Source organism: Streptomyces herbicida, assembly GCF_032656585.1.
GTDB classification, from domain to species: Bacteria; Actinomycetota; Actinomycetes; order Streptomycetales; family Streptomycetaceae; genus Streptomyces; species Streptomyces herbicida.
The window spans coordinates 56475-81723 of record NZ_JAUYWJ010000007.1; the positions used below are offsets into that span (position 1 = coordinate 56475).

The window sequence follows — 25249 nt, forward strand, 5'->3', positions numbered from 1 at the left end:
GGGTTCCGGCCGGCCTCGACTGACAACGCGCCCGGGCGCCGGCCGGAGTCCCGGACCGAGACGGCCATCACGGACGAGGAGTGCCCGGCCCGCGGGACGGGCCGGGCACTCGCCCGTACCCCGGATCCCGGCGCGCGCACGGGAGCCCCTGGCCCCTGGAGGGAGAGTCCCACCGTGATCACGAAAGGCCCTGAGCTTTCCACCAGCCTTTCCTTTCCCGTCTTCACCGACGCGAGCGTGGAGTTGGTCGTCGACCCGCAGGCCCACGCCGCGGCCTCCGTCCCGGCGTCGGGCGAATCGGACCCCTCCCGCACGGTCCGGGTACCGCCACCCGGACCGGACACCGGTTTCGCCACCATGGCGGGCGTGATCGCCCTGACCGATGCAGCCCTGCCGGTGCTGGGCTCCGGCGCCATGGGCGCCCGAGATGAACTCACCGCCCAGCTGTGCGGCTTCCGGAACGCGATCGACCGTGCCGAACCGGACGGTCTGCTGCCGCTGACCCGATCGGCCGTGCTCGGTGTGACCCGGCGTCTCCACCGTGAGTCCCACGACAGTGCCGTGATCATCGACCGGCTGGCACGCACTCTGGCGGCGAGCCTGACCCCGCCGACACCCGCAACGGGGGCCGGACGCGGCCGGATCACGGTGCTGGTGGAACGGCTGGACCTGTGGGACCGGCCCTCGTTGCGCGTCCTGTACCGGCTCTGCCTCCTGTCCGGGAACAGCGGCCCCCTGGTGGTGGCCTCCGCCCACGAGTGGCACGGCATGGATGTCACCGGCCTCACACCGCTGTGCCGGCTGGCAGCGGACGCCCGTATCGACTGGCTGAACCGGCTGCGCGACCTGCCGCACGTCGTCTGGCGCATCCCGGCGGACGAACCGGTCGTGGACCCGGCGGAGCCGGCGTCGGTGGCCCGGCACGCGGGCGGGCGCTGGCTGGAGCTGCGTGAGCGGTCGTTCGAGACGGCCCTGCTGGAGCTGGAGAACGCTCTGGCCTTCCAGAATTTCGAGCACTTCTTCTTCGTCGCCGCCGCCGCACTCGAGGCAGCCCGGGATCCGGAGGAAATCTCCGGCATCCACCGGCTGACGGCCATCGCCGAGGTGCAGTCGGGCCACTACGACGCCGCCATGGAATGGCTTCGACAGGCCAGGAGCGCCACGGCCGTCGCGACGACCGCAGCCCACATCAGCGGTCTCATGGGCCTGTTGCGGACCGAGCGGACCCTGTCCCCGGCCGAGGGAGCCAGGCACCACGACGAAGGTCTGGCACTGCTGGAGGCCGCCGAGGTCACCCCTCGCGCCGCTGTGGAGCACGGCTGGCTCCTCAACGGCAAAGCCCTGAGCCTGGCGATGTCCGCTCGCCGCGCGGCGACGCAGCAGGAACGGACCGAGACCTTTGACAGGGCTTTCCGGCTGTGCTCCGACGCACTGGCCCGCATCAGCGGACTGAGTGGGGGGCACGCCGAGCACCTGCGGCACAACCTCGTCTCCGACATCACGTTCCTGTTGGAGATCACCGGACGGCACCGAGAGGGGGCACGCTTCTGGGAGCGTGCCTTCGGCGGTCTCGCCGCCACCGGCGCATCCGGTTGCCTCGTGCCCTACCACGCCCGGCTCGGCCGGCTCCTGGGCCACGAGCGCGACGACGGGGCCCAGGAGCACTTCGCGCAGGCGACCACCCACGCCCGCCGGCTCGGCGACCGCTTCCACGAGGAGCGGATCCGCTATGCCCGCGGTTATGCCTGCTTCCGCGCCGACCGGTTCGACGCCGCCGTGCAGCACTTCCGTACCGGGGCACATCTCGCGGCCGGCCTGTGCGACCGCACGGGCTATTTCCAGCAGTTGTCCGGCGCGCTCGTGGCGCTGGTGGAGGCGGGCGACGCCGAGACGGCCGCCGCACTGGCGGAACGATCGCCGCTGCTGCCCGACGGCCTGGCCGGTGGGCTGCGCGCCGCCGGGACCGTTCAGGCGCAGCGCCAGGTCCTGACCCTCAACAGCGTACGTCTGGAGAAACCCTTGCCCGAACTGCCTGCATACATCGCCCACGTGGACCTGGAGGGCACGGAAGAGGAATCGCTCAGCCGGATCCCGGTGACGCCGGCGGGCACCGGAGACCGAGGAGCCGGCCGTGGTGAGTGAGTCAGGGCACCAGCCGCCGAGCAGGCTGGTGGCGGCACTGCTGCAGACGCTGCGCGACTTCCCCGGCGCGATCGCGGTGGTGCGCGGTGACGGATGGTCGGCCAACCTGTGCGGACAACTGGTCATGGGGCGGGACGGCGCGGACCCGTACGCGCTGCGTCTCAAGGACTGCGGCTGCCATCTGCACTTCGACTGGAGCCGGGTGGCCCGTTTCACCTACCACGACGAGGACGTGGGATACGGCCCCGAACCGATGGTGGCGCTGCGCGACGCCGAAGGGGCGGTGGTGGCACGGTTCTTCTATCAGCCCGACAGCCGCACGGAGCTGATCGCCGCCCTGCGCGATCTCGTCGCACAGCTGCGTTGCGCTGGGGAGCCCGGCTGATGACCGTCCGAGCCGCGGTCGTACACACCTCCGGCCGCCCGCTGCTGTCCGCGCGGGGCCGGGCCGCGCATCGTACGGCCCTCAGGCGGCTGGGTGTCGAACTGGACGACCGGGGGCCCGGCGACGACGCCGCCGCACGTCATGGCTACAGCGTCGCCACTCCGCGGGAGCGGGCGGCGATCCTGGCCGCCGCCCTCACCGACCCGGACATCCCGGTGGTGTGGGCTGCGCAAGGCGGGTTCGGAGCCACCGAAGTGCTACCCGATCTGGAACGGCTGCTGCCCGCCCGGCTGCCCGCCACGACGTTCGTGGGGTTCTCGGACTCGTGTGCGATCGGTGCCACACTCGCGCTGTGCCACACCGGTGTGGACTTCCTCCACGCCACCCACGCCTTCGACCCGCACCTGCTCACCGGGCGCCGCACGGATGCGGCCGCCTTGATCCGGCACCTCCACGGCGTACCGAAAGTGATCACCGGGACGGCCACGGCCGGCGGTACGGGTGGCCACGGAAGGGTCGCAGGGCACGTGGTCCCGCTCAATCTGAGCATCGCGGCCTGCCTGCCGGCCGTAGTCGAACTGCCGGACGGACCGGTGCTGTTCCTCGAAGACGTCGACGACGACCTGCGGCGGCTGCTGCGCGCCCTGGACGTGCTGTGCGCGGCGGGCTGGCTGGAAGCGGCGAAGGCCGTCGTCCTGGGAGAGTTCGCGGCCTGCCGGGACGAGAGCGGCGCCACACTCCCGCTGGAGCGGATCGCCCGCGCGGTGGCCGAGCGGACCGCGACGCCCGTCCTCGTGTGGCCGGAGTTCGGTCATGGCCGTGCGCGGGTGCCGCTGCGGCTCGGCGCGCCGGTGGAGCTCGTCCCCGCCGGGGACATGTGCCGGCTGACCGTCGGTGTCTGAACGAGGGCGTGCGACCTGCCCGCCGGCCCGGGAGAAGAGGAGCGGTGGCAGCCGACGTCGCAAGCCATTGCCTGCGGTGACCGGCGCCCTGGCAAACACGGAAGGGGGAACCGCCGTCCGGTCCGTCAACGGGTGCGGCGGTGAACAGATATGTCCGATGAGCTCGAATCTCTGCGATCCGACGTACTGCCACGCCAGGTCTACGAGACCCTGAGAGCCCGTGGCCCACTGCAGGCGGAACAGCTGCGGTCGTGCCTCGGAGTGTCACAGGAGCGGCTCACCTCCGCACTCGACGACCTGTGCGATCTGCGGATGGTGAGGCCGGACCCGCAGGACCGCAGGATCACCGCCTTGCCGACCGGTGCCGCACTCAGAGAGCTCCTTCGGGACCAGCGTGACCAGCTCGACGCCGCTCTGGAAGACGTCCTCCGCCGGACCGCCACCGTTGACCGAGTACTGAGGGACTACCCCCTGCGATTCGAGGGGGAGCAGGCGGAGCCTCCGGTGACGGTGCTCACCGAGCGCAGTGAGATCGAGCAGTTCCTCACGGATCTGGCCGAGACGGCGACCTCCACCCTGGAGTCGATGCACCCTGGCCCGCTGCCCTCCGCCGAGATGCTCTCCGCTTCGCTGGCCAAGGACCGACGGCTGCTCAGCCGCGGCGTTGTCGTCCGATCCCTCTATCCGACGAGCTTCCCCGCGGCCACCCGGCTGCGCCGCTACTTCCAGGACGCGGCCGAGGCGGGCAGTCGCATAAGGCTCAGCAGCCATGTCCCGGTCGATCTGCTGATCGCGGACCGGCGGGAGGTGGTCCTGCCGCTGGATGTCGCCAACCCGGGTCTGGGCATATGCATCCTGCACGGGGGCCCGGTGGTCCAGGCGTTCGTCTCGTTCTTCGAGTGCTTCTGGCTCCTGGCCGCGCCCCCTTCGGCCGAGGCGCCCGGACAGAGCGAGGCACCACTGGGCGACCAGCAACTGGTGCTGCTGAAGCTGCTCGCCGGCGGCATGAAGGACGAGCGCATCGCCCGCGTGCTGGGAGTGTCGCCGAGGACCTTGAGCCGACTGATCTCCGAACTGATGGCCATCCTGGAAGCGGAAAGCCGATTCGAAGCCGGGGTCAAGGCCGCCCGGCGCGGCTGGCTCGGCTAGACCGACCTCTCTCAGAATCTCGTGTGCCCGGGGGATACTCATGCACTTCTGTGACAGCAAGATCTGGTGGCCCGACCCGCCCCCGGAGCGGCGTCGCGGCTGCCGGGGTTCGTACGGTACGGGCCGTGGCCGGGTCCCACAGGCCGGGCCTCTGGTCGGCGGCTCGTAGCAGCACCCACAGGGCGCCGCAGCCGCCGTCGGCGAGCGAGTGGTTGACGTGCGCTCCCGAGTCGTCGGGGACGGTGATCCGGCCGTGGCGGATGTTGGCCCGCGCGGCGATGGCCGCGAGCAACGGCTCTGCTGTGCCGCCACCAGCGTCCACGTCCAGTAGGAACTCGGTCCACCCGCTGATTCCTCGTGCGAGCCCGGTGGGTGCCGTACTGTGGCGGGCCTTGACGAGGTCCTCGATCCGCCGGAGGGCGTACTCGGTGGTCATTCCGTGGCGAGCGGCGGCGGCCAGCAGACGCCCCTCGCCTGCCAGTCCGTCGTGGTGCGCCAAGCGGGGACCAGGCCCTGTCACCGCCTTGACCACTCGTTCGCAACGCTTTCGCACCGTCTGCTCGGCCCAGCTGACGGCCGGGTCATGGTCCAGCGCATGACCGAGAGCCAGCAGGAACCAGGCGACTCCGGCCGTTCCGTCCAGCAACCCGCCCGCATCCGGTTCAGCCGCCCGCTCGTGTGCCGCCAGCAGGGCATCGGCGCAGGTCAGCGCCGCCTGCCGCAGTTCCGCGCTGCCAGTGGCGAGGTACAGCTTCAGTTGCAGGGTGCCCAGACCTGCGATGCCATGACCCAAGCTCAGCCGCAGCGGTGTCCCCCCGGCCCCGGCAAGCGGGCGGACCGCTGTGGTCAGTTCGGTTGCCCGTGCCAGCAGCCGCGCGCGGATGCCGCGGTCGTCCAGCACGGCGGCTGCGTCCCAGAGGGCCCACAAGCACCCTGCTTCTCCCGTGCCCAGGCCGAGGCGAGGGCCAGAGCTCAGGGAGTCCGGACGTGGCAGCCGCTGGAGATGCTCGACGATCCGTCGGATCGCGTCGTGGAGCCGGGTCGGGTCGACGCCGGTGAGGGAGGGGGGCACCGCCATGGCACGAGTCAGCAGCAGGAGAGGTCCGCACACGCCGAAGTCCGCGCCGACTCCGTCCCGTCGACTTCGCCAGGGGACGTCCAGGAGGAGGGCTTCGGGGCCACGCCTGCGGACGAGTTCGACCAGTTCACCGATGCCGTCGGCCAGGACCGTCCGGGCAGCGGAGCGGGGAACCTCGGCTTCTGCTCTGCCACCGCCCGGCCGGCCGGTGGCGGCCGACGTCCGGGAGCGGGCCGCCTTGAGCCGGACCAGCCGGGACGCGGTCGCCGCCGCGGTGGGCCGGTCCCGGGGATCCCCGTGCAACAGGGCTTCCACCAAGGGCGCGACAGAGGCGGCGAACCCCTGCCGGTCTTGCAGCGCGCTCAGTTGACCGGCCAGGCGCTCGCCCGCACTCCACATACCGTTCAGGTGAAGCGGATCGCGCCCAGCGGCCAGCAGGAACAGCAGGCCGCCCAGCGCGTGGCAGTCGGCTGCCGGACCCGGAGCCCGGTCGACGAGGGCTGCGTATCGCTGTTCGGGGGACGCGTAGCCGGGAGTGTTGTCACGCAGGACACGGTCGCCGGGCCGGGCCGCCAACTCGAGGTCGACAAGGGTGCAGTGGCCGGCCGGGCCGACCATCACATTGCCCGGCGACAGGTCGCACAGGGTCCAGCCTGCGGCGTGTACGGCACTGACGGCGCGTGCCAGTGACGTGGCCACCTGCCACACCTGGTCGCCGACGGTCTGCCCGGGGCTCCACTGCTCGGCGGCGAACTGCCGCAAGGTGACGCCTTCCAGCCGCTCCTCGACGAGGTACGTGGCCCGCTCGGTCTCCACGAGATCGATCAGGTCGGGCACCACGCCGGTGCCCGACAGTTCCCGCAGGACCCGCGCCTCGTGCCCCAGCACATCGCGTGCGTCCTGACCGGCGGGAGTGACGCCGACGTGCGCCCGCGCATGTTTGATCACCACCGGCTGGCCAGTGGCGAGGTCCTGACCCGAGAAGACCCCGCCGCGGGCGGAACGCCGCAGCACCGATTCGATGCGGTACCGGTCGGCGACGAGCAGCGCCCGGCCGGCATCCGGAGTGCGGACGGCCGCGGGCCGGGGCAGGGCGGGTGCCCAGGAGGGAGGCGAGAACCGGTCGCGGACATCACGCTCGGCGGTTCCGTCGGGCCTGAGCAGCACAGGGACGAACCTGCCGTCGTCGGTGAGGCGGTCCTCTGTGGTGAAGGCTCCGTAGCGGAAGTGGACGGGCGAACCCGGTTGCCAGGTCGCGTCGGAGACCACGGTAGGACCCGCCAGCCCTGCGGTGGCCTCGGCAAGGAGGTCGCCGACGGCGACACAGGTGCCGGCGTCGGGCGGGTAGGCGGTGAGGAACTTGCCCATCCCGCCGGCCTCGTACCGGCTCGACAGCAACTGGAGGAGCACAGCGGTGTCCTCGGCGCACTTGAACGCCACCCGATGCTCGCGCAGGACCGGCACGCAGGCGGCCAGAACGGTCGCGGCAGTGTCGGGGACGGCCGATACGTGAAGTTTCCATCCCTGGACCGGCAGCCGGCTGCCGATCAGGCGGGCATGCAGCCAGAAGCCGTCCGCTCGGGACTCCCAGTCGTTGCCGAGCAGGGAGTCGACCAAGGGTGTGAACGGGGTGTTGCCGTCCGCAGTGAGGACCTCGCGCCATTCGGCGCCTCGGTGACCGAACACCCTGTCACTCCGCCGGCTGCCAGGTGCCGGGGAGTACCGCGGTCTCGCGCAGGGGCTGAAGGGTGCCCGGTGGCCCGACCACCGCGCACCTGGTCTGCTTCGGGACGAGGACCCGCCGAGCCGTCTCCAGGACCTCCTCGGCGCCTATGTCGGCCCAGAGGGCAAACTGCTCGTCCTCGGACTGCGGCACGCCGCGCCGCAGGATCTCCCTGCCTCTGGCCAGGCACCGGGCGGCGGCCGTTTCACGGTTCCGCACGTGGTCGCCCCGGTTCATGGCGACTGCCCCGGCCAGTTCCGATGTGCTCATCGGTGCGTCCAGCGCCTCGTCGACGAGTGCCGTCACCGCGCGCACAGCCTCCGCGACCCGCTCGGGCGCACAGGTGAAGAGCGCGAGGAGGGCTCCGGTGCCGGCGTGGGGTTCCAGGACGGTGCGGGCCTGGTAGGCCACACCGAGTTCGTTGCGCAAGCGGGTGCTGAGGCGGCTGCCCCGAATGCCGCCGAGGACGGTGTGGAACAGGCGAATGGCGTGCATTTCACGCGAAGTGAGCCGGTATGAGACACCGGGTATCGCGAGGGCCACGATGGCGGTGCGGCCCGGGAGTTCCAAGGCCAGATGGGTCAGAGGGCCGTAGTCGGCCGGAGAAGGCCCGGCGGTCGGCCTGCCCGCTGCCGGCACGACGTGCCGGGCGATGACATCGTCGACGCGGCTGTCGTGGCGTGGGCTGTCGACGAGTATCGTCAGCCGGTCGGGGCCGGCGTGGCCTCGGGCGAAGGCCGCGACATCGGTGCCGGTGAGGGGGGCGATCTCGTCCGCTCTGCCGAGCGGCGACAGCGCGAAGGGCCCGGGGCCGTGCAGGGCCTCGGTGGCCAACTGGCGTACCCGCCGCCCGCGGTCGTCGGCGAACATGCGCAGCTCGTTGTCGATCGCACGCTTTTGGATGGCCATTTCACCGTCTTCCCGGCGGGGGGCCGTGTAGCAGGTGAGGAGGAGCTCCATGGCTTGGTCGAGGGTGTCCTCCGGGCCGCTGAGGTAGAAGTAGGAATACTCCGCAGTTGTATGGCCGTTGAAGGTGTGACCGAGCGCGGTCGCCGCCGCGGCGATGTCGTGTGCCGTGTGGTGGCGACCGGAACCGGCGAAGAACGCGTGCTCCCACAGATGCGCCAGCCCGGACTTGCCCTGTGGGTCCGACCAGGATCCCGCGGACACGAACACCATGGCGCATGCGGAGCGGCCGGGCCCCGAGCTGCCGCGATGCACCGGGACCGAGCCCGTGACCGTCGCGGTCATCGTTGGGCCGCTTTGACCACCGCGGCCGCCAGGCCGTCGACTCGGGCACGCATCCGGGGCGCCGACAGGCGCCAGTCCCCGCTGTCGTCGCGGTCGTAGTCCTCCGGTGTGGTGACGGCCTGTTCCGGGACGCAGTGGCCGTAGAGGCTGCGCACCACGATACGCAGGTGATCGCAGACCTGTACGGCGGTCAGCTGGGGGCCGTGGGCGAGGAGGCCGACGGATTTGCCGGCGAACTCGGACATGGACACGCAGTCGAGGGCGTTCTTGAGCACCCCGGAGTAGGAGCTGTGGTACACGGGGCTCGCAAGGAGCAAGGCGTCGGCACGCCGCGCAGCGGCCACGAATCGGCGTACGGCTGGGTCCGGGTTGGCCGCCGGCTCATGGTGGTATGCGGGATTCGCCATGGGCAGTGGGCGTTCGGCCAGGTTCCAGAGCATGACCCGGTGACCGTCGCCGTCGAGCCGGGCGGCGGCGTACCGGGTGAGGGCCTGGGTGTGTCCGCCGGGGCGCACGCTGCCGCACACGATGAGCACCTCGGGCGATCGGGCGGCGGTGTGATCGGTCATGGTCCGTCCTTTCTCAAGTGCGCGCACCGGCCGGCGAGGCCGTCAGGCGAGGGGGTGCGATCGGTGAAGTCCGGCACCGGCCACCGGGGCCCGTCGGCCATGGAGTTCGGCGGACATCATGCGGTGATGCCGGCCCGATCACTCCAACGGGACACTTCAAGCCCGCACACGTCGGCCGGCAGTGTGGTGGTGGCGATGGCTCCGAGTCTGCGGGTGTGTTCGGCATATCCGGCGAGGTCGTGCGCGAAAGCGGGGTGTTTGACGTCGTGGGCGACCACGACTGCCCCCTCGGCCAGGTACGGCACCCAACGTTCCAGCACCCGGTGGTATCCGGCCTTACGGGCGCCGGGCTCGTCCACGTCGATCACTACGAGGTCCCAGGGACCCTGCGCGGCAAAGGCGTCCGCCGCGTAGGCGTCCGCGCACACCGCACGAGCCCCGGGGCTGTAGCCGGCCCCGCGGAGATTCCGCTCGGCGAGCGCGACCGCCGCCGCGTCCACGTCCAGACCGACGGCGCAGGCGCCCGTGAACCGCGCCTGCGGCCCGAACCCCGGCCCTGCCGTCCAGCCCAGCAGATTGCCGGCGTAGCACCCGAGGACCGCGAGGCGCTGCGGCCGGTGAAGGGCGGCGATGCCGTGCAGCAGCCGGGCGGCCAGTGGCGTCAGATGGGTGTCCGGGATGGTGAAGGTGTCGTACAGCCGGGACCGCAGCCGGTGATAGCCCTGCCAGAGCCCCTCGGGGCCGGGGGGCAGGATGCCCTGCTGCCGGCAGTGCTCCAGCATCCGGTCGGCCAGCGCGTCGGTCTGGGCGACGGTGAGAGTCGGCGGCACGGTCTCCTGACTCACCGCGTCTCCTTCTCGGCGCAGGGCGCTTCGGTGGTCGCCACACCGGCCAGGAACCGGTTGAGGTCCCGGCTGGGCCGGCCCTCCAGATCCACGGAGGCGACATAGGACGGCAACTTGGAAGAAGGCACCAGGAGTTGGGCATCGGCCGCACGCAGGGCGGCAATGGCACGGTCCCGGTCGTCCCCGTCCAGGTCGCGTACCACGGTGGGGAACCAGATCTCCGCCGCCTCGCGCACCTGCTCTTCCAGGTCCCTCCCGCCGAGGACGACCGACCACAGCAGACCGGTGAGCTGCTGACGGTAGGCGTCTTCGTCGCGTAGCCAACGGGCCAACCGGACCCCCTCCCGGAACACCGCGGCGGCCTCGACGTGGTTGCCGCGCCGGTGCTCGACATAGCCGAGAGCCGACAGCATGCGCTCCAGGTAGAACGGGTCGTGAAGCGATTCGGCCAGTTCTGTGGCGCGGCGCAGGGAGTGCGCGGCCCCGGCCAGGTCCTCGGTGCGCAGCCGCAGCAACCCGATTGCGTACTCGTACAGAGCGCCGTAGTCCGCCCGCTCGGCGGACAGCAGGACGGAGGAGACGGAGGCCAGGAACGACTGGGCCTGCTCGAACTTGCCGGTGATCTCTAGCAGGAACGACAAGTTGTAGCCCAGGTTGTAGCGGAGATAGAACGCGCTCATCCCGGGCAGCCCGCGGACCGCCGCGAAGGCGGCCAGCTCTTCCTCGTACGCCTCGGCGTAGCGCGCCTCCCGGACCTGTGGGTCTGTCGCGCTGCGGGCTTCCATGACCGCGACCAGCGCGAGCCCGTTGCCCACCCAGGCCCGTTCGACCAGGGCATCGACGCTGGGGTCGGCCAGATCGTCCACCGCGCGGCGGGCACGTCCGTAGTATTCACGGGCCGTCGCGAGGTCGTAATTGCGTTTCGTGGCGATCAGCGCAAGCAGATAATTGAGATGAGAAACGTCCTCGGGCCGCTGTGCCAGATCAAGGGCCTGTCGGAGCAGTTCCTCGGCTTCGGAGACATCGCCGACCTGCGCCGCCGCGATGGCTTCAAGACGCGTTATCTGAATGGGCAGGTCGAGCCCGGCCTCGGCAGGCAGCATGTCTTCCCGGTGCATTCGCAGGGCGGTAGCCGAAATGAGCCGGGCCCGCTCGAAGTTCTGCATGGCCAGAGAGCCGCCGACAAGCCGGAGAAGGCCGGGCAGCCCCTCCGCCAGCGACCGGCGCACCATGTCCTCCACGCCGGCTGTGCGGGCGCTCAGGTCAACGCTGCGCGCATCGGCGGGAATTCCGGCGCGGGAATGGACCATCACGCCACGACGCTGGGCGAGGTGGGTGAAGAACGTCTTGCGCAAGCGTCCGATGACCTCGTCCTCGCCGTCGGCATGAGCCATCCGGCCGCGCACGAGCAGCTCGGCTCGCTCGCTCGCGGCCACCAGCGCCGAGCGGTAGAGCACTCGCAGGGATGGACGGTCCCAACTGTCCAGCGCCTCGATGTCGAGCAGCAGCGGACCGCCTCCGGCCACCAGTCGCGCGCAGTCCGCGATCAGGCGCGCCGCCTGGTCGATCCACAACGCGCTGGTGTGGGACTCCCTGCTGATGCGGCGGGTCGTGCCCAGCGCTGCCGCCTCCGAGATCGGCAGCAGGCGGCCGATGCCCTCGCGGTGGCCGGGAGATGTCAGCAAGTCGATCGTCCGGTGATGGCGCGAGCGCAGCTCGGCAGCCGCGTCCGGGGCTGAAGACTCCTCGACCTTCTTCAGCAGTGCGCGCAACAGGACGTCGGTGCCCGCGAGGTCCTCGAACCCCGCCGGCGGGGTGCTGATCCGGATGCGGAAGCCGGGCAGTTCCAGCCCGGCCGACGCCAGGCAGTCGGCGGTGCCGTGCCGCCGCGAGCACAATACGACAAGCCGATGGTCAGGCCGCCAGGCCAGGCCCGCCTCGGCCTGCCACGGTCCCCGGGATCCCCATGAGGAGACCGGCTCGGCTTCCAGCCTCGAACTCACCACTGCGCACACCCCGCTGTTTCCTCGAATTCCGGGACAGGGCGGCCCCGGTCGCCCGGGGGCCGCACCTTTGTCGCTGTTCCGAATTCTTTCCGGATCGGCCTTTTCGGTTACCAGGCCTTGGTCTCGCGAGCGAGCTCGTACTCACGCTCGGTCAGGTTCTCGTCAGCGGCCTCGAAAGAAGCGAGAACCTCTTCGAGCGCGCTGTTCAGGTCGGCGTCGGTCATGACAACCAATCCCTTCTGTCGATGGAGAATCGGAACCCTTCGAGGCGTCGAAGGGCATGCCAGAAGAGTGAACCCGCGGAATGACCGGCGGCAATGATCTGAGGTTGCGAGAGCGCGCCATGGCGTATGCCCGCCATACCGGACCCCGAAGGCCCGGGCATTCGGCCGGTGGCCGCAGGACGTCGAGGCCGGCGCCGAGCGGCCGGCGCCGAGCGGCCGGGGGCGATGAGGCAGCCCTCTGTGCGAGCCGGCCGACTTGTGCATGATGAGGATCGCTTCAAGTGGGCGACGCGTCAGGGTTCCGGATCCGGGAGGAGAATCACTCGCCGCCGTCAACCCGCCCGTTCAATGGGCCCAAAGTCCCAGAAAAGCGCCAGAGGCGCCGCCACGCCCCCTCCTGCCTGACGTTCATGCAGGCCAGGAGGGGTGTGGCGGCGGCTTTTGGGTAAGGCGTTCAGATGTCCCGGAAGATCTCGATCTGCGCCCCGATCGAGTTGAGGCGCTCGGCGAGGTCCTCGTAACCCCGGTTGATGACGTACACGTTGCGCAGCACCGAGGTGCCCTCGGCCGCCATCATCGCCAGCAGGACGACCACGGCGGGCCGCAGCGCGGGCGGGCACATCATCTCGGCGGCGCGCCAGCGCGTCGGGCCCTCGACGAGGACACGGTGCGGGTCCAGGAGCTGGAGACGGCCGCCGAGCCGGTTGAGGTCCGTCAGGTAGATGGCCCGGTTGTCGTAGACCCAGTCGTGGATCAGGGTCTTGCCCTGGGCCACCGCGGCGATGGCCGCGAAGAAGGGGACGTTGTCGATGTTCAGGCCGGGGAACGGCATCGGGTGGATCTTGTCGATCGGCGCCTCCAGCTTGGAGGGGCGCACGGTCAGGTCCACCAGACGGGTACGGCCGTTGTCGGCGACGTACTCCGGAGTGCGATCGTGGTCGAGGCCCATCTCCTCCAGGACCGCGAGTTCGATCTCGAGGAACTCGATGGGCACCCGGCGCACCGTCAGCTCCGACTCCGTGACGACCGCGGCGGCCAGCAGGCTCATCGCCTCGACCGGATCCTCCGAGGGGGAGTAGTCGACGTCGGCGTCGATGTCCGGCACGCCGTGCACGGTGAGGGTCGTCGTGCCGATGCCCTCGACCTTGACGCCCAGCACCTCGAGGAAGAAACAGAGGTCCTGGACCATGTAGTTGGAGGACGCGTTGCGGATGACGGTGACGCCGTCGTGCCGTGCGGCGGCCAGCAGCGCGTTCTCGGTCACGGTGTCGCCGCGCTCGGTCAGCACGATCGGCCGGTCGGGCCGTACGGAACGGTCCACCTGGGCGTGGTACTGCCCCTCGGTGGCGGCGATGTCGAGCCCGAAGCGGCGCAGCGCGATCATGTGCGGCTCGATGGTCCGCGTGCCGAGGTCGCAGCCGCCGGCGTAGGGCAGTTTGAACCGGTCCATACGGTGCAGCAGCGGGCCGAGGAACATGATGATGGAGCGCGTGCGCACGGCCGCGTCGGAGTCGATGGCGCCCATGTCGAGCTCGGCCGGCGGCACGATCTCCAGGTCGACCCCGTCGTTGATCCAGCGGGTCCGCACGCCGATCGAGTTGAGTACCTCCAGCAGGCGGTACACCTCCTCGATCCGGGCGACCCGACGCAGCACCGTGCGGCCCTTGTTGAGCAGCGTCGCGCACAGCAGGGCCACGCAGGCGTTCTTGCTGGTCTTCACATCGATGGCCCCGGACAGCCGGCGGCCGCCGACCACTCGCAGATGCATCGGACCCGCGTAGCCCAACGAGACGATCTCGCTGTCCAGGGCTTCACCGATTCGAGCGATCATCTCAAGGCTGATGTTTTGGTTGCCGCGCTCGATGCGATTGACAGCGCTCTGACTTGTGCCGAGCGCTTCCGCGAGCTGCGCCTGTGTCCAGCCACGGTGTTGCCGGGCGTCACGGATGAGCTTGCCGATGCGTACGAGGTAGTCGTCTGCCATGAGGCTGAGGCTATCTCAGATATGAGATGGCGCCTGTTGGGGGGTCCATTCGGGTGATGGGGTGTCAGTGTACTTCTGGATGAGAGGGATTGATCAGGTTATGTCGCACAAAAGTCTTACGTACTGATTTGCGAAGAACATTCCGCACTCGGTGCGCAGGTCGGGCACTCCGGGTTCCGGGCGGTGCCCCTGGTAATGCGTGACGTCGTCGCCCAGGGTGTTGTGTGGGTCACGCCACTGAATATCGGGGCGGCGGATTCGGTCCGGGCATGACCATTCGGCCCCCGTGTACTAGAGTTATCTCGACATCGAGATATCTGCCGAGGAGCACCGCAGCTGCACGCCGCCATCGAGTCCGGCGGTAAGGGTTACCTAACTTAGCCTTACCTTAGCGGAACGGCCAAGATGCCGTGGCGGCAGGATCGTGGTGAGTACGCGCACATCAATGAAGGAGACTGTCGTGTCGGCGAACAGCTTCGACGCCCGCAGCACGCTGCAGGTGGGCGACGAGTCGTACGAGATCTTCCGGCTGGACAAGGTGGAGGGCTCGGCCCGGCTGCCGTACAGCCTCAAGGTCCTGCTGGAGAACCTGCTCCGCACGGAGGACGGCGCGAACATCACCGCCGACCACATCCGCGCTCTCGGCGGCTGGGACTCGCAGGCCCAGCCCAGCCAGGAGATCCAGTTCACGCCGGCCCGCGTGATCATGCAGGACTTCACCGGCGTCCCCTGCGTCGTGGATCTCGCGACCATGCGTGAGGCCGTGAAGGAGCTGGGCGGCGACCCGGCGAAGATCAACCCGCTGGCCCCGGCCGAGCTGGTCATCGACCACTCCGTCATCGCCGACAAGTTCGGCACCAACGACGCCTTCAAGCAGAACGTCGAGCTGGAGTACGGCCGCAACAAGGAGCGCTACCAGTTCCTGCGCTGGGGTCAGACCGCCTTCGACGAGTTCAAGGTCGTCCCCCCGGGCACCGGCATCGTCCACCAGGTGAACATCGAGCACCTGGCGCGCACGGTCATGGTCCGAGGCGGCCAGGCCTACCCCGACACCCTCGTCGGCACCGACTCGCACACCACCATGGTCAACGGCCTCGGCGTCCTCGGCTGGGGCGTCGGCGGCATCGAGGCCGAGGCCGCCATGCTCGGCCAGCCGGTCTCCATGCTCATCCCGCGCGTCGTCGGCTTCAAGCTGACCGGTGAGCTCCAGCCCGGCACCACCGCCACCGACCTCGTGCTGACCATCACCGAGATGCTCCGCAAGCACGGTGTCGTCGGCAAGTTCGTCGAGTTCTACGGCGAGGGCGTGGCCGCGACCTCGCTCGCCAACCGCGCCACCATCGGCAACATGTCGCCGGAGTTCGGCTCCACCGCCGCGATCTTCCCGATCGACGGCGAGACCCTGAACTACCTGCGCCTGACCGGCCGCTCCGACCAGCAGGTCGCGCTCGTCGAGGCCTACGCCAAGGAGCAGGGCCTCTGGCTGGACCCGCAGGCCGAGCCGGACTTCTCCGAGAAGCTCGAGCTGGACCTGTCGACGGTCGTCCCGTCGATCGCCGGCCCGAAGCGCCCGCAGGACCGTATCGTCCTCGCCAACGCGGCCGAGCAGTTCAAGACCGACGTCCTGAACTACGTCTCCACCGCCGACGAGGCGGGCGAGGAGTCCTTCCCGGCCTCCGACGCCCCGGCCATCCACCCGAACGGCGCGCCGTCCAACCCGGTCCAGGTCACCGCCCCCGACGGCACGACCTACACCATCGACCACGGTGCGGTGACGGTCGCGGCCATCACCTCCTGCACCAACACCTCGAACCCGTACGTCATGGTCGCCGCCGCCCTGGTGGCCAAGAAGGCGGTCGAGAAGGGCCTGACCCGCAAGCCGTGGGTCAAGACCACCCTCGCCCCGGGCTCGAAGGTCGTCACGGACTACTTCGACAAGGCGGGTCTGACGCCGTACCTCGACAAGGTCGGCTTCAACCTGGTCGGTTACGGCTGCACCACGTGCATCGGCAACTCCGGCCCGCTGCCGGAGGAGGTCTCCAAGGCCGTCAACGACCACGACCTCGCGGTCACCTCGGTCCTCTCCGGCAACCGGAACTTCGAGGGCCGTATCAACCCCGACGTCAAGATGAACTACCTGGCCTCCCCGCCGCTGGTCGTCGCGTACGCCCTCGCGGGTTCCATGAAGGTGGACATCACCAAGGACGCGCTCGGCACCGACCAGGACGGCAAGCCGGTCTACCTGACCGACATCTGGCCGACCGAGGCCGAGGTCAACGACGTCGTGGCGAACGCCATCGGCGAGGACATGTTCAACAAGTCCTACCAGGACGTCTTCGCCGGCGACGCTCAGTGGCAGTCCCTGCCGATCCCGACCGGCAACACCTTCGAGTGGGACGCCGAGTCGACGTACGTCCGCAAGCCCCCGTACTTCGAGGGCATGCAGATGGAGCCGGCCCCGGTCACCGATATCGCCGGTGCCCGCGTACTCGCCAAGCTGGGCGACTCGGTCACCACCGACCACATCTCCCCGGCCGGCGCCATCAAGGCCGACACCCCGGCCGGCAAGTACCTCACCGAGCACGGTGTGGAGCGTCGTGACTTCAACTCCTACGGCTCCCGCCGTGGCAACCACGAGGTCATGATCCGCGGTACGTTCGCCAACATCCGCCTGCGCAACCAGATCGCGCCGGGCACCGAGGGCGGCTACACCCGAGACTTCACCCAGGCGGACGCGCCGGTGTCGTTCATCTACGACGCCTCGCGCAACTACATCGAGCAGGGCATCCCGCTGGTCGTCCTGGCCGGCAAGGAGTACGGCTCCGGCTCGTCCCGCGACTGGGCCGCCAAGGGCACCGCGCTGCTCGGCGTCAAGGCCGTCATCGCCGAGTCGTACGAGCGCATCCACCGCTCGAACCTCATCGGCATGGGCGTCCTGCCGCTGCAGTTCCCGGAGGGCGCCTCGGCCGAGTCCCTCGGTCTGACCGGCGAGGAGACCTTCTCCTTCGCGGGTGTCGAGGAGCTCAACAACGGCACCACGCCGCGCACGGTCAAGGTCACCACCGACACCGGTGTCGAGTTCGACGCGGTCGTCCGCATCGACACCCCCGGCGAGGCCGACTACTACCGCAACGGCGGCATCATGCAGTACGTGCTGCGCAACCTGATCCGCAAGTAAGCGGCAGCGCACGGCGGTACAGGGCCGCATCCCCGGTGACGGGGGTGCGGCCCTTCGCCATGTCCGGGCCGGGTAGGGCGATGGCCGTCATGAAGGTCATCACCCACCCTCAGACGGAACACAGGCTTCCCCCAGCGAACCGGGACAGGATCGGTACATGAGCCGCCGCCCGTGGGCCCGCTCGCTGCGCACACGCCTGCTGGTCCTCGTCACCGCCACCCTCGTGTGCGTGTGCGCCGCGCTCGCCCTCACCACCGTCCTCGCCCAGCGCGCCTGTCTCATGGGCAACCTGGACGACCGGGTGAACGACGCCGCCGAACGCAGCGTGGGCGGCGCCGCGCTGCACCCCGGACCCCCCGCCGACCTCGCCTTCCTCGGCGAGGGCGGCCACACCGAGGGCCTGCTCGCCGCCCGGCTCGACGCCGCCGGGCACATCGTCTCCGCCGCGGTCGTCACCCGGGACGCGGCCCCACGCACCCTCGGCCCCGCCCAGCGCGGCGTCCTCAACGGCATCCGGCCCGACGGCTCGCTGCACACCCGGACGCTGCCCGGACTCGGCACCTACCGGGTCACCGCCCTCGACGCGAGCGGCATCCGCGTCCTCACCGGCCTGCCCCTGGACGACGTCCGGGCCACGCTCGGCAGACTGGTCGAGATCGAGGCGGTCGTCGGCGCCGCCGGACTCGCCCTCGCCGGCGGCGTCTGCGCGATCGTCATCCGACGTCAGCTCCGCCCGCTCGCCCGGGTCGCCGCCAACGCCGTCGAGGTCTCCCGGGTACTACCGCTCGGCCACGGCTGCGTCGGCGCGCTGCCCCGGGTCCCCGGACGCGACACCGACCCCGGCAGCGAGGCCGGGCAGGTCGGTGCCGCCCTCAACCGGATGATCGACCACGTCGAGACCTCGCTCGCCGAACGCCGGCGCGGCGAGGAACGCATGCGCCGCTTCATCGCCGACGCGAGCCACGAACTGCGCACCCCGCTCGCCTCCATCGCCGGGTACGCCGAGCTGATGAACCGTGTCGCCCCCGACCCCGCCTGGAGCCGGGTCTTCGCCGATTCGGCGCGCATGACGGAGCTGGTCGAGGACCTGCTGCTGCTCGCCCGCCTCGACGAGGGCCGCCCGCCGTACAGCGCCGAGGTGGACCTCGCCGCCCTGGTCGCCGAGGCGGTATGGGACGCGCGGGCCGCGGGCGCCGGCCATGTCTGGCAACTCGACCTCTCCCCGGACAGCCCCGCACTGGTCGTGGGCGACGAGGCCCGCCTCCACCAGGTGGTGGCCAACCTGTTGGCCAACGCGCGTGTGCACACGCCTGTGGGCACGACGGTGACCGCCTCCGTCGCGTCCACACCCACCCATCACCTCATCCGCGTCCGCGACGACGGTCCCGGCATCCCGCCGGAACTCGTTCCGTCCGTCTTCGATCGGTTCACCAGGGCGGACACGTCCCGCACCCGGGCCGGGGCAACGGAAGGCGGATCGGGGCTGGGGCTGGCGATCGCGGCGGCCGTCACGGCGGCGCACGCGGGTCGTATCGACGTGCGGAGCGAGCCCGGGCGCACGGAGTTCACGGTCGTGCTCCCGTCGGCAGGCGGCTCGGGGGCGGACGCGTCGGCGTGCCGGTCCAGGGCCTCACTGCGGTGAGCACCGGCCGCGGGATCACGGCCCCGCGTCACTCTCTCGCCGAGCGGTCGGGGCGTTCAAATACGTATGGCATATCGACTGGATCGGGTATGGCTGCGGGAGTCCCGACTCGCCTACCCTTGCAATGTAGTAGCTGTGCGTAGTCTTTCGGGTGCCGCGTGTGTTTCCTGTGGCCCCGCGTGTTGGGGCATTTGCCTGCGGTAGTGCACAACCGTCCACTAACCTGGATGGGCACCATCCAGGCGCATCGGGGGAGCAGGGGGGCTGAGGTGGTGCATGGGGGGCAACTGTTCTGGCGCAGGAGCAGCATGTGCGGCAATGAGAACGAGTGCGTGGAGGTCGCCTCATGGGAGGGCCGAGTGCTCACCCGCGACTCCAAGAGGCCCACGCGTTCCCCTCTCTGCTTCACCGCCTCCGCCTGGACGGAGTTCCTCCGTGCGGTCGCGCAAGCCGAGTTACACGGCCCGTGACGTTTTTATCGAGCCATCGGCTGGAGGGTAGGGGGCCTTAATGGGTGCCGGGGTATCTGCAGTGGAGCGCTCCGGGGGGAAGATACCGAAGCGGTCCGGTGGTGTGACCGGAGCCGTGAGCTTCTCCCTGGGTGTCGGTGCGGCGGCGACGCTGTCCGCCGCTCTCGCTTCGCTGCTCGTCGACAACGTGATGGCCAAGCGGATTCTGTGGGTGCTCGTGGCCGTGGCGGTGGCCGTCGGTGCGGGGCTGTGGCGTGCGGCGTGCGCCACTATGACGCCATCTGATTCTGATCTCCTTCCGGAGGGTTCGCGGTCGGGTTCGCCGGAGTAGTGCCGACGGCCGCGCGGCGCTTCAGTACCCGCTTCGCCCACCAGGCCGTCAACGCGGCGAGGGCGGGCGCGCCCATGTACGTGCCCGCGATGGTCACGATCCGCGACCAGGGGAGCTTCAGGTCCGCGGCCGCCTGGACGACCACGAGCGCGGCCGAGACCAGCACCAGAAAGGCGCCCAGCAGCAGGCAGCCGACGAGCGCCACCAGCTTGAACTGATTCCTGCTGCGCTCGTTCTCTATTCGGATCAGGTTGTCCGTCTGCTTGTCGTCCTGGATCGCCCCAGCTTTGAGCTCCTCGTCGGACAGGCCGGTCTGTCCTGCCCCGAGTTGTGTATTGGCCCAGTCCTGCAGGGCCTGCCATATCGACCTGAAGACCACGTCGGTCCTCCCCCTGGCTCAACCAGCCATGGGCGCCGCAGCTCTCTAGCGGGCCCCGAGGTCTTGCTTGATGTGATCGATCAGGTCGAGAGACTCGGTGTCGCCGAGTGCCAGATCCGTGATCGTTTGAAAGCACTCCTGGTAACGCGCCAGCAGCTCCAGGTCCTCGCCGCCGGTCATGCTGCCCGCGGCGTGCTCCAGGTAGAGCAGATCGTCGTCGTCCGGAAAGCCCAGCAGGACGAAACTGCCCAGGGTGCTGTAGTGCGCCCCGGCACCGAAGGGCAGGACGCGGATCGTGACGCGCCGGCGCTCGCCGAAGTCGAGCAACTGCTGCAACTGTTCGGCGAGCACCTCCTTCCCGCCGATCTGCCGCCGCACGGCGGCCTCGTCCAGTACGAAGGTGGTGGTGGGCCCCTCGTCGCCGTCGAACATCCTCTTCTGCCGTTCCATCCTGAGGTCCACCACCCGCTCGGCCCGCTCCGGGGTCAGACCGCGGGGAGCGAGGAGCGCTTCGGCGTACCCACGCGTCTGCAGGTGTCCCGGGACGACGATGGGATGGTACGTGTTCAGGGACGTGGCAGCGCTCTCGTAGCCCAGGTACTGGGCGAACTGCGGGGTCACGACCTCGTGGTGCCGCGACCACCAGCTGGGCCCCTTGCTGCCGCGGGCCGCCTCCTCCAGCTCATGCACCCGGTCCGGGTCGGTGATCTCGTACAGCGTCATCAGCGCACGCAGGTCGCTGACGGACACACTGACGGTGCCGGTCTCGACCCTGATGAGTTTCGACTGCGACCACTCCACCCGCTCGGCGGCCTCACGCTGGCTCAACCCCGCGTGCTCGCGAGCCTGCCGCAGGGCAAGGCGCAGTTTCCGCCGGTTGAGGCTCGGGTCCACGGGGGGTGTCATCGTCGCTCCTTCGACCGTGCACGTACCCTGGCAACGACCGGCCATGCACAGAAAGTTCCTAGCTCTTAGACATGACCATTATGCCTCGCGCAAAATGCATAGAGCTGATTGACCTGAGCCTGATCGCTCACGGGTCGTGGTGTGCACCGGTCGCCCCCGAGCGGGCCCGTCCTCATTTAAGGGACAACGAACGTACGGGCATCTGTGCTCCGAAGAGGCGTTCTTCCGCCTCGATCGGCGGATGCGAGGGGGCTCAACCGGCGCACGAAATCCCCTGGCGGCGTGCAGAATTGCGCCCCGCGCGCACAGGGGCGCTCGTTGCGTTCACCGTAGTGCGGGGCGTCCAGTGCGGGTCGTCGAGTGCCAGGCCGGCCGTGGGGCAGTCCGGGAAGGCGTGGATCAGTCCGGGAAGAGGTCGTCCGGGAAGTCCGGCAGACCGACCTCGTCGGGATCCGGCGGGACCAGTTCGGCCCAGATCACCTTGCCCTGCGGGGTGTACCGGGTGCCCCAGCGCTCGGCCATCTGGGAGACCAGGAACAGGCCCCGGCCTCCCTCGTCGGTCGTCGCGGCGTACCGCAGATGCGGCGAGGTGCTGCTGCCGTCGGACACCTCGCAGGTCAGCGTGCGGTCCCGGATCAGGCGTACATGGATGAACTCGGAGCCGTAGCGGATGGCGTTGGTGATCAGTTCGCTCAGAACGAGTTCCATGCCGAAGCCGAGCTCGGACAGATCCCACTCGTCCAGCTTCGCGGAGACGGCGCTGCGCATCCCCGACACGGCGGCCGGATCGCGCGGCACGTCCCAGTCGGCGACCTGGTCGGACGGAAGTGCCCGGGTGCGCGCGATGAGCAGGGCGACGTCGTCCTTGGGCCGCCCGGGCAACAGCTCCTCCACCACCGCCCGGCAGCTCTCGTCGGGAGGACGGTCGGGGTGGCCCGACAGCGCCTGGCGCAGCAGTTCCATGCCCACGTCCAGATCGCGCGTACGGTCCTCGATGAGGCCATCGGTGTACAGAACCAGCTGGGTGCCCTCCGCGACGTCCACCTCGGCCGTCTGGAAGGGCATGCCGCCCAGGCCGAGCGGGGGCCCGGCAGGCAGGTCGGGGAAGGTGACGCTGCCGTCGGGATGGACCAGCGCCGGCTCCAGGTGTCCCGCGCGTGCCATGGCGCAGCGGCGGCTCACGGGGTCGTAGATCGCGTACAGGCAGGTGGCGCCCACCACCTCGGACGCCTCCGCGCACGCCTCGTCCTGGTCGATGCGGCCGACCAGGTCGTCCAGGTGGCTCAGCAGCTCGTCCGGCGGCAGGTCCAGGGTGGAGAAGTTGTGCACCGCGGTCCGCAGCCGGCCCATCGTCGCGGCGGCGTGCAGACCGTGCCCGACGACGTCGCCGACGGCCAGCGCCACCCGGTTCCCCGGCAGCGGGATCACATCGAACCAGTCACCGCTCACGCCCGACTGGGCGGGGATGTAGCGGTAGCCGACCTGCAGGGCGCTCAGCTCGGGCAGGGCCCGCGGCAGCAGGCTGCGCTGGAGAGTGACCGCCAGGGCGTGCTCGCGGGTGTACCGGCGGGCGTTGTCGATGCTCACCGCGGCGCGGGCGACCAGTTCCTCCGCGAGCGACAGCTCCTCGTCGTCGAAGGGTTCGTGCCGTTTGGAACGCCAGAAGTTGGCCATGCCCAGCACGACGCCGCGGGCCTGGATCGGTGCGGCGATGAGTGAGTGGATGCCGTAGGCGACGATCTCCCGGGCGCGCTCCGGGTCCTGTGCGCGCCACTCCGGTGCGCCCGACAGGTCCGTCACCAGCTCGGAGCGGCCGGTGCCATAGCCGCGTGCCTGGGGGGTGGAGGGCAGAAAGTCGATCAGCCGGCCCTTTTCGTAGAGCGGATGGTCCTCCCGGATGCCGCACACGGCGACCCGTCGCATGTCGGTCGCCGTGGGGGCGGGTTCCTCTCCGTGGATGACGGCGTCCGCCAGGTCCACGGTGACGAAGTCGGCGAAGCGGGGGACGGCGACCTGCGCCAGCTCGTCGGCGGTCTGGAGCACGTCGAGCGTGGTGCCGATGCTGAGTCCCGCGTCGTACAGCAGCTTGAGCCGCTCACGAGCGAGCTCCGCGCGGCCGGACACCGCCTGGAGCTCGGTGGAGTCGCGGAGCGTCACCACGGTTCCCCTGGGGCCGCCGTCGCGGTCCGTGGGCCGCTGGTTGACCGCGAGCAGCCGCTCCCCGGCGAAGTGCACCTCGTCGGTGGCCTCGCGCCCCGAGACGAGCAGGTCCACCATGTCGGGCTCGAGGTCGGAGAGCTCCCACACGTGCCACCCCTCCACGTCCGGGGCCAGCTCGAGGAGCCGTCTCGCCTCGTCGTTGGCGAGGAGCAACCGCCCGTCCTCACCGACGATCAGCACTCCTTCCCGTACGGAGTGCAGCACCGTGTCGTGGTGCTCGTACATGCGGGTCATCTCGGCCGGGGCCAGGCTGTGGGTCTGCCGCTGCAGCCGCCGGCCCACCAGTGCCGTACCGCCGGTCGCCACCACGAGCGCACCGGTTCCGGCGGCGAGGATGATCGGCAGCTGCCGGTTCACCTCGCTGGTCACGTTCTTGACCTTCATCCCCGCGGACACGAGGGCGACCACCTTGCCGTCGGCGTTCTCGATGGGCACCGTCGCCTGCACCTCATGACCCAGCGGGCCGTGAACGCTCTCGGTGTAGACCTTGCCTTCCAGCGACGGCTCGATCCTTCCCACGAACCGATGGCCGATCCGGCCCGGCATGGGGTGGGTGTAACGGATGCCTTTCGTGTCCATGACCACAATGAAGTCGACGCCCGCCGCCTTCCGTCCCGCCTCGGTCAGCGGCTGGAGCACCTTCGACGGTTGCTTGGTCTTCAGCGCCTCCAGGACGCCCGGGGAGTGCGCGAATGTCTGTGCAACGGCCACGGAGCGGCGCTTGGCCTCCGTGCTCGTGTCCCGCTCCGACTGCAGGACGAGGGCGAAGACGGCACCGATCACCAGCAACGCGACCAGCGTCACCTGCAGTACGAAGACCTGCCCGGCGACGCTTCGCGGGCTCTTGCCGGCAAGCGAGCGCCATGAGAAGCGTCGAAACCGGGCGAATCGGTCCGCCATGCGACATTTGTAGCACCGGCAATTCCCCCTGGCTATGGCCCGGCCCAATGTAGGGACAGAGTCACCGCATCTTCACGGACGGCGCTGCCGCCTCCTTTCCCACAGAAAGTGGCCTTTTTTGCCGGAAACCCCCCGCCTCCCGGGAGGTCACCCGCCCTTGCGGCATCGGGCGTTCACAGCCGTCTCAGTCCGCGCCGGCTTCACGAGGGAGTGGGCGGGAGCGCTCCCATTCGGCGGACCGGAACCCGCCGTCCCGGCCCGCTACCACGCGCCCTTCGGTGCACATCCGCGCATGTTCGGCACGGCCGTCGAGTGTTCCGCATGATGAAGGAAGAGCTGTCATGCCTACGGCAATCAAAGCTGTCATGCCTACGGCAATCTCGACTGGTCCCCTCTTGGCCGGTCCCCGGTCCCCGGGGCGCCCGCGACTACCGCACTCGACTTCCCGCGGCAGGGTGTTCTTCCTGATTTCGCCCGCAAGGGGGCCCAGCAGGTCGGACGGACGGTGAGCCGTGCAGCGGCGGCAACCCCGACTCCACCCGATTCGACCTGCCGCGGAGCAACCGGTCCCGCACCCGCCTCACCTCGGGCGCGACAGTCGACTTCTTCTGCAACGCCCGGGTGGCGCGCCCGGGTTGGTCCCATGTTCACGTCACCAAGGACGGCTACGACCCGACCGACCGCTCACCTGGTACGACGTGGAGGACCGGCCCCACATCATTCACTGGTCTGGCAGCGTACGGTCGCTCTGGGCGGACCCGGTGGCGGTGCACACCGGGTCCGCGAGCCGGGCGGGCGAGGGGGTGCGGCCCGCCCGGGTGGAGCGTGGCTTGTGTCGACGCCGTGATGTGCGACAACGTTGTCTACTCGGTCTGTACATGACTCTACCGCCCCAACCGACAACGATGTCAAGCGACTTGGGGTCACCCGACAGGGTGGTCCCGGAGTGCGTCGGCGCCAGTGCG

17 protein-coding genes are annotated in these 25249 nt (G+C 70.0%); 8 read left to right on the top strand and 9 right to left on the bottom strand.

What is annotated here, in order from left to right:
- The first annotated feature begins 174 nt into the window (after window positions 1-174).
- From Q8A52_RS16425 to Q8A52_RS16440, 4 genes are all read left to right on the top strand, one after another.
- Complete coding sequence (locus tag Q8A52_RS16425; protein WP_316752668.1) at window positions 175-2142, top strand: tetratricopeptide repeat protein; 1968 nt, start codon at window positions 175-177, stop codon at window positions 2140-2142.
- Window positions 2135-2527, top strand: a complete 393-nt coding sequence (locus Q8A52_RS16430) for a hypothetical protein (protein ID WP_316752670.1) — start codon at window positions 2135-2137, stop codon at window positions 2525-2527. The genes Q8A52_RS16425 and Q8A52_RS16430 overlap by 8 nt, the downstream gene beginning before the upstream one ends.
- A complete protein-coding gene (locus tag Q8A52_RS16435; RefSeq protein WP_316752672.1) occupies window positions 2527-3429 on the top strand; it encodes an LD-carboxypeptidase in 903 nt (300 codons plus the stop codon). Before Q8A52_RS16430 ends, Q8A52_RS16435 begins: the two co-directional genes overlap by 1 nt.
- A gap of 150 nt (window positions 3430-3579) precedes the next feature.
- Window positions 3580-4578 (top strand): LuxR C-terminal-related transcriptional regulator, encoded by a 999-nt coding sequence (locus Q8A52_RS16440; protein WP_316752673.1) that lies wholly within the window; start codon window positions 3580-3582, stop codon window positions 4576-4578.
- Here the strand turns inward: Q8A52_RS16440 and Q8A52_RS16445 are convergent.
- The 6 genes from Q8A52_RS16445 to Q8A52_RS16470 all read right to left on the bottom strand — a co-directional run bounded on the left by Q8A52_RS16445 (window position 4547) and on the right by Q8A52_RS16470 (window position 14258).
- Window positions 4547-7342 carry a class III lanthionine synthetase LanKC N-terminal domain-containing protein gene (locus Q8A52_RS16445; protein ID WP_316752676.1) on the bottom strand — a complete coding sequence of 932 codons (2796 nt, stop codon included), beginning with the start codon at window positions 7340-7342 and terminating at the stop codon, window positions 4547-4549. The genes Q8A52_RS16440 and Q8A52_RS16445 overlap by 32 nt on opposite strands.
- Window positions 7343-7346: 4 nt before the next feature.
- Window positions 7347-8630 (bottom strand): M16 family metallopeptidase, encoded by a 1284-nt coding sequence (locus Q8A52_RS16450; RefSeq protein WP_316752678.1) that lies wholly within the window; start codon window positions 8628-8630, stop codon window positions 7347-7349.
- Window positions 8627-9199, bottom strand: coding sequence for an NADPH-dependent FMN reductase (locus Q8A52_RS16455; RefSeq protein WP_316752680.1), 573 nt, complete (start codon window positions 9197-9199; stop codon window positions 8627-8629). The genes Q8A52_RS16450 and Q8A52_RS16455 overlap by 4 nt, the downstream gene beginning before the upstream one ends.
- Window positions 9200-9315: 116 nt before the next feature.
- Entirely contained in the window at window positions 9316-10044 is a 729-nt protein-coding gene (locus tag Q8A52_RS16460; RefSeq protein ID WP_316752682.1) for a class I SAM-dependent methyltransferase, read from the bottom strand.
- A complete protein-coding gene (locus Q8A52_RS16465; protein WP_316752684.1) occupies window positions 10041-12059 on the bottom strand; it encodes a hypothetical protein in 2019 nt (672 codons plus the stop codon). The genes Q8A52_RS16460 and Q8A52_RS16465 overlap by 4 nt, the downstream gene beginning before the upstream one ends.
- Before the next feature lie 669 nt (window positions 12060-12728).
- Entirely contained in the window at window positions 12729-14258 is a 1530-nt protein-coding gene (locus Q8A52_RS16470; protein WP_316752685.1) for a helix-turn-helix domain-containing protein, read from the bottom strand.
- A 460-nt stretch (window positions 14259-14718) separates the two neighbouring features.
- On the opposite strand from Q8A52_RS16470, the gene acnA reads away from it, so the two are divergent.
- The 3 genes from acnA (at window position 14719) to Q8A52_RS16485 (ending at window position 19548) form a co-directional block, all read left to right on the top strand.
- Window positions 14719-17436 carry an aconitate hydratase AcnA gene (gene acnA, locus Q8A52_RS16475; RefSeq protein ID WP_316752688.1) on the top strand — a complete coding sequence of 906 codons (2718 nt, stop codon included), beginning with the start codon at window positions 14719-14721 and terminating at the stop codon, window positions 17434-17436.
- Window positions 17437-17593: 157 nt separating this feature from the next.
- The gene (locus tag Q8A52_RS16480) at window positions 17594-19078 is read left to right on the top strand and encodes an ATP-binding protein (protein ID WP_316752691.1); all 1485 of its coding nucleotides are present in this window, start codon (window positions 17594-17596) and stop codon (window positions 19076-19078) included.
- A 227-nt stretch (window positions 19079-19305) separates the two neighbouring features.
- Window positions 19306-19548, top strand: coding sequence for a DUF397 domain-containing protein (locus Q8A52_RS16485; RefSeq protein ID WP_316752693.1), 243 nt, complete (start codon window positions 19306-19308; stop codon window positions 19546-19548).
- Between the two features lie 269 nt (window positions 19549-19817).
- On the opposite strand, the gene Q8A52_RS16490 is transcribed toward Q8A52_RS16485, so the two are convergent.
- The 3 genes from Q8A52_RS16490 to Q8A52_RS16500 all read right to left on the bottom strand — a co-directional run bounded on the left by Q8A52_RS16490 (window position 19818) and on the right by Q8A52_RS16500 (window position 24284).
- Window positions 19818-20258 carry a hypothetical protein gene (locus tag Q8A52_RS16490; protein ID WP_316752696.1) on the bottom strand — a complete coding sequence of 147 codons (441 nt, stop codon included), beginning with the start codon at window positions 20256-20258 and terminating at the stop codon, window positions 19818-19820.
- A 45-nt stretch (window positions 20259-20303) separates the two neighbouring features.
- The gene (locus Q8A52_RS16495) at window positions 20304-21164 is read right to left on the bottom strand and encodes a helix-turn-helix domain-containing protein (protein ID WP_316752698.1); all 861 of its coding nucleotides are present in this window, start codon (window positions 21162-21164) and stop codon (window positions 20304-20306) included.
- Between the two features lie 399 nt (window positions 21165-21563).
- The gene (locus tag Q8A52_RS16500; protein ID WP_316752700.1) at window positions 21564-24284 is read right to left on the bottom strand and encodes a SpoIIE family protein phosphatase; all 2721 of its coding nucleotides are present in this window, start codon (window positions 24282-24284) and stop codon (window positions 21564-21566) included.
- 549 nt (window positions 24285-24833) lie between these two features.
- Between Q8A52_RS16500 and Q8A52_RS48925 the strand changes: the two genes are divergently transcribed.
- Entirely contained in the window at window positions 24834-25166 is a 333-nt protein-coding gene (locus tag Q8A52_RS48925; protein ID WP_332845895.1) for a hypothetical protein, read from the top strand.
- The last annotated feature ends 83 nt before the right edge of the window (window positions 25167-25249 follow it).

Excerpts from the sequence above, each read along its gene's own strand:
- Q8A52_RS16435 (WP_316752672.1), top strand. The coding sequence starts at position 2,527 with ATGACCGTCCGAGCCGCGGTCGTACACACCTCCGGCCGCCCGCTGCTG.
- Q8A52_RS16440 (WP_316752673.1), top strand. The coding sequence starts at position 3,580 with ATGTCCGATGAGCTCGAATCTCTGCGATCCGACGTACTGCCACGCCAG.
- Q8A52_RS16450 (WP_316752678.1), bottom strand. The coding sequence starts at position 8,630 with ATGACCGCGACGGTCACGGGCTCGGTCCCGGTGCATCGCGGCAGCTCG.
- Q8A52_RS16455 (WP_316752680.1), bottom strand. The coding sequence starts at position 9,199 with ATGACCGATCACACCGCCGCCCGATCGCCCGAGGTGCTCATCGTGTGC.
- Q8A52_RS16470 (WP_316752685.1), bottom strand. The coding sequence starts at position 14,258 with ATGGCAGACGACTACCTCGTACGCATCGGCAAGCTCATCCGTGACGCC.
- Q8A52_RS16480 (WP_316752691.1), top strand. The coding sequence starts at position 17,594 with ATGAGCCGCCGCCCGTGGGCCCGCTCGCTGCGCACACGCCTGCTGGTC.
- Q8A52_RS16485 (WP_316752693.1), top strand. The coding sequence starts at position 19,306 with ATGGGCACCATCCAGGCGCATCGGGGGAGCAGGGGGGCTGAGGTGGTG.
- Q8A52_RS16495 (WP_316752698.1), bottom strand. The coding sequence starts at position 21,164 with ATGACACCCCCCGTGGACCCGAGCCTCAACCGGCGGAAACTGCGCCTT.
- Q8A52_RS16500 (WP_316752700.1), bottom strand. The coding sequence starts at position 24,284 with ATGGCGGACCGATTCGCCCGGTTTCGACGCTTCTCATGGCGCTCGCTT.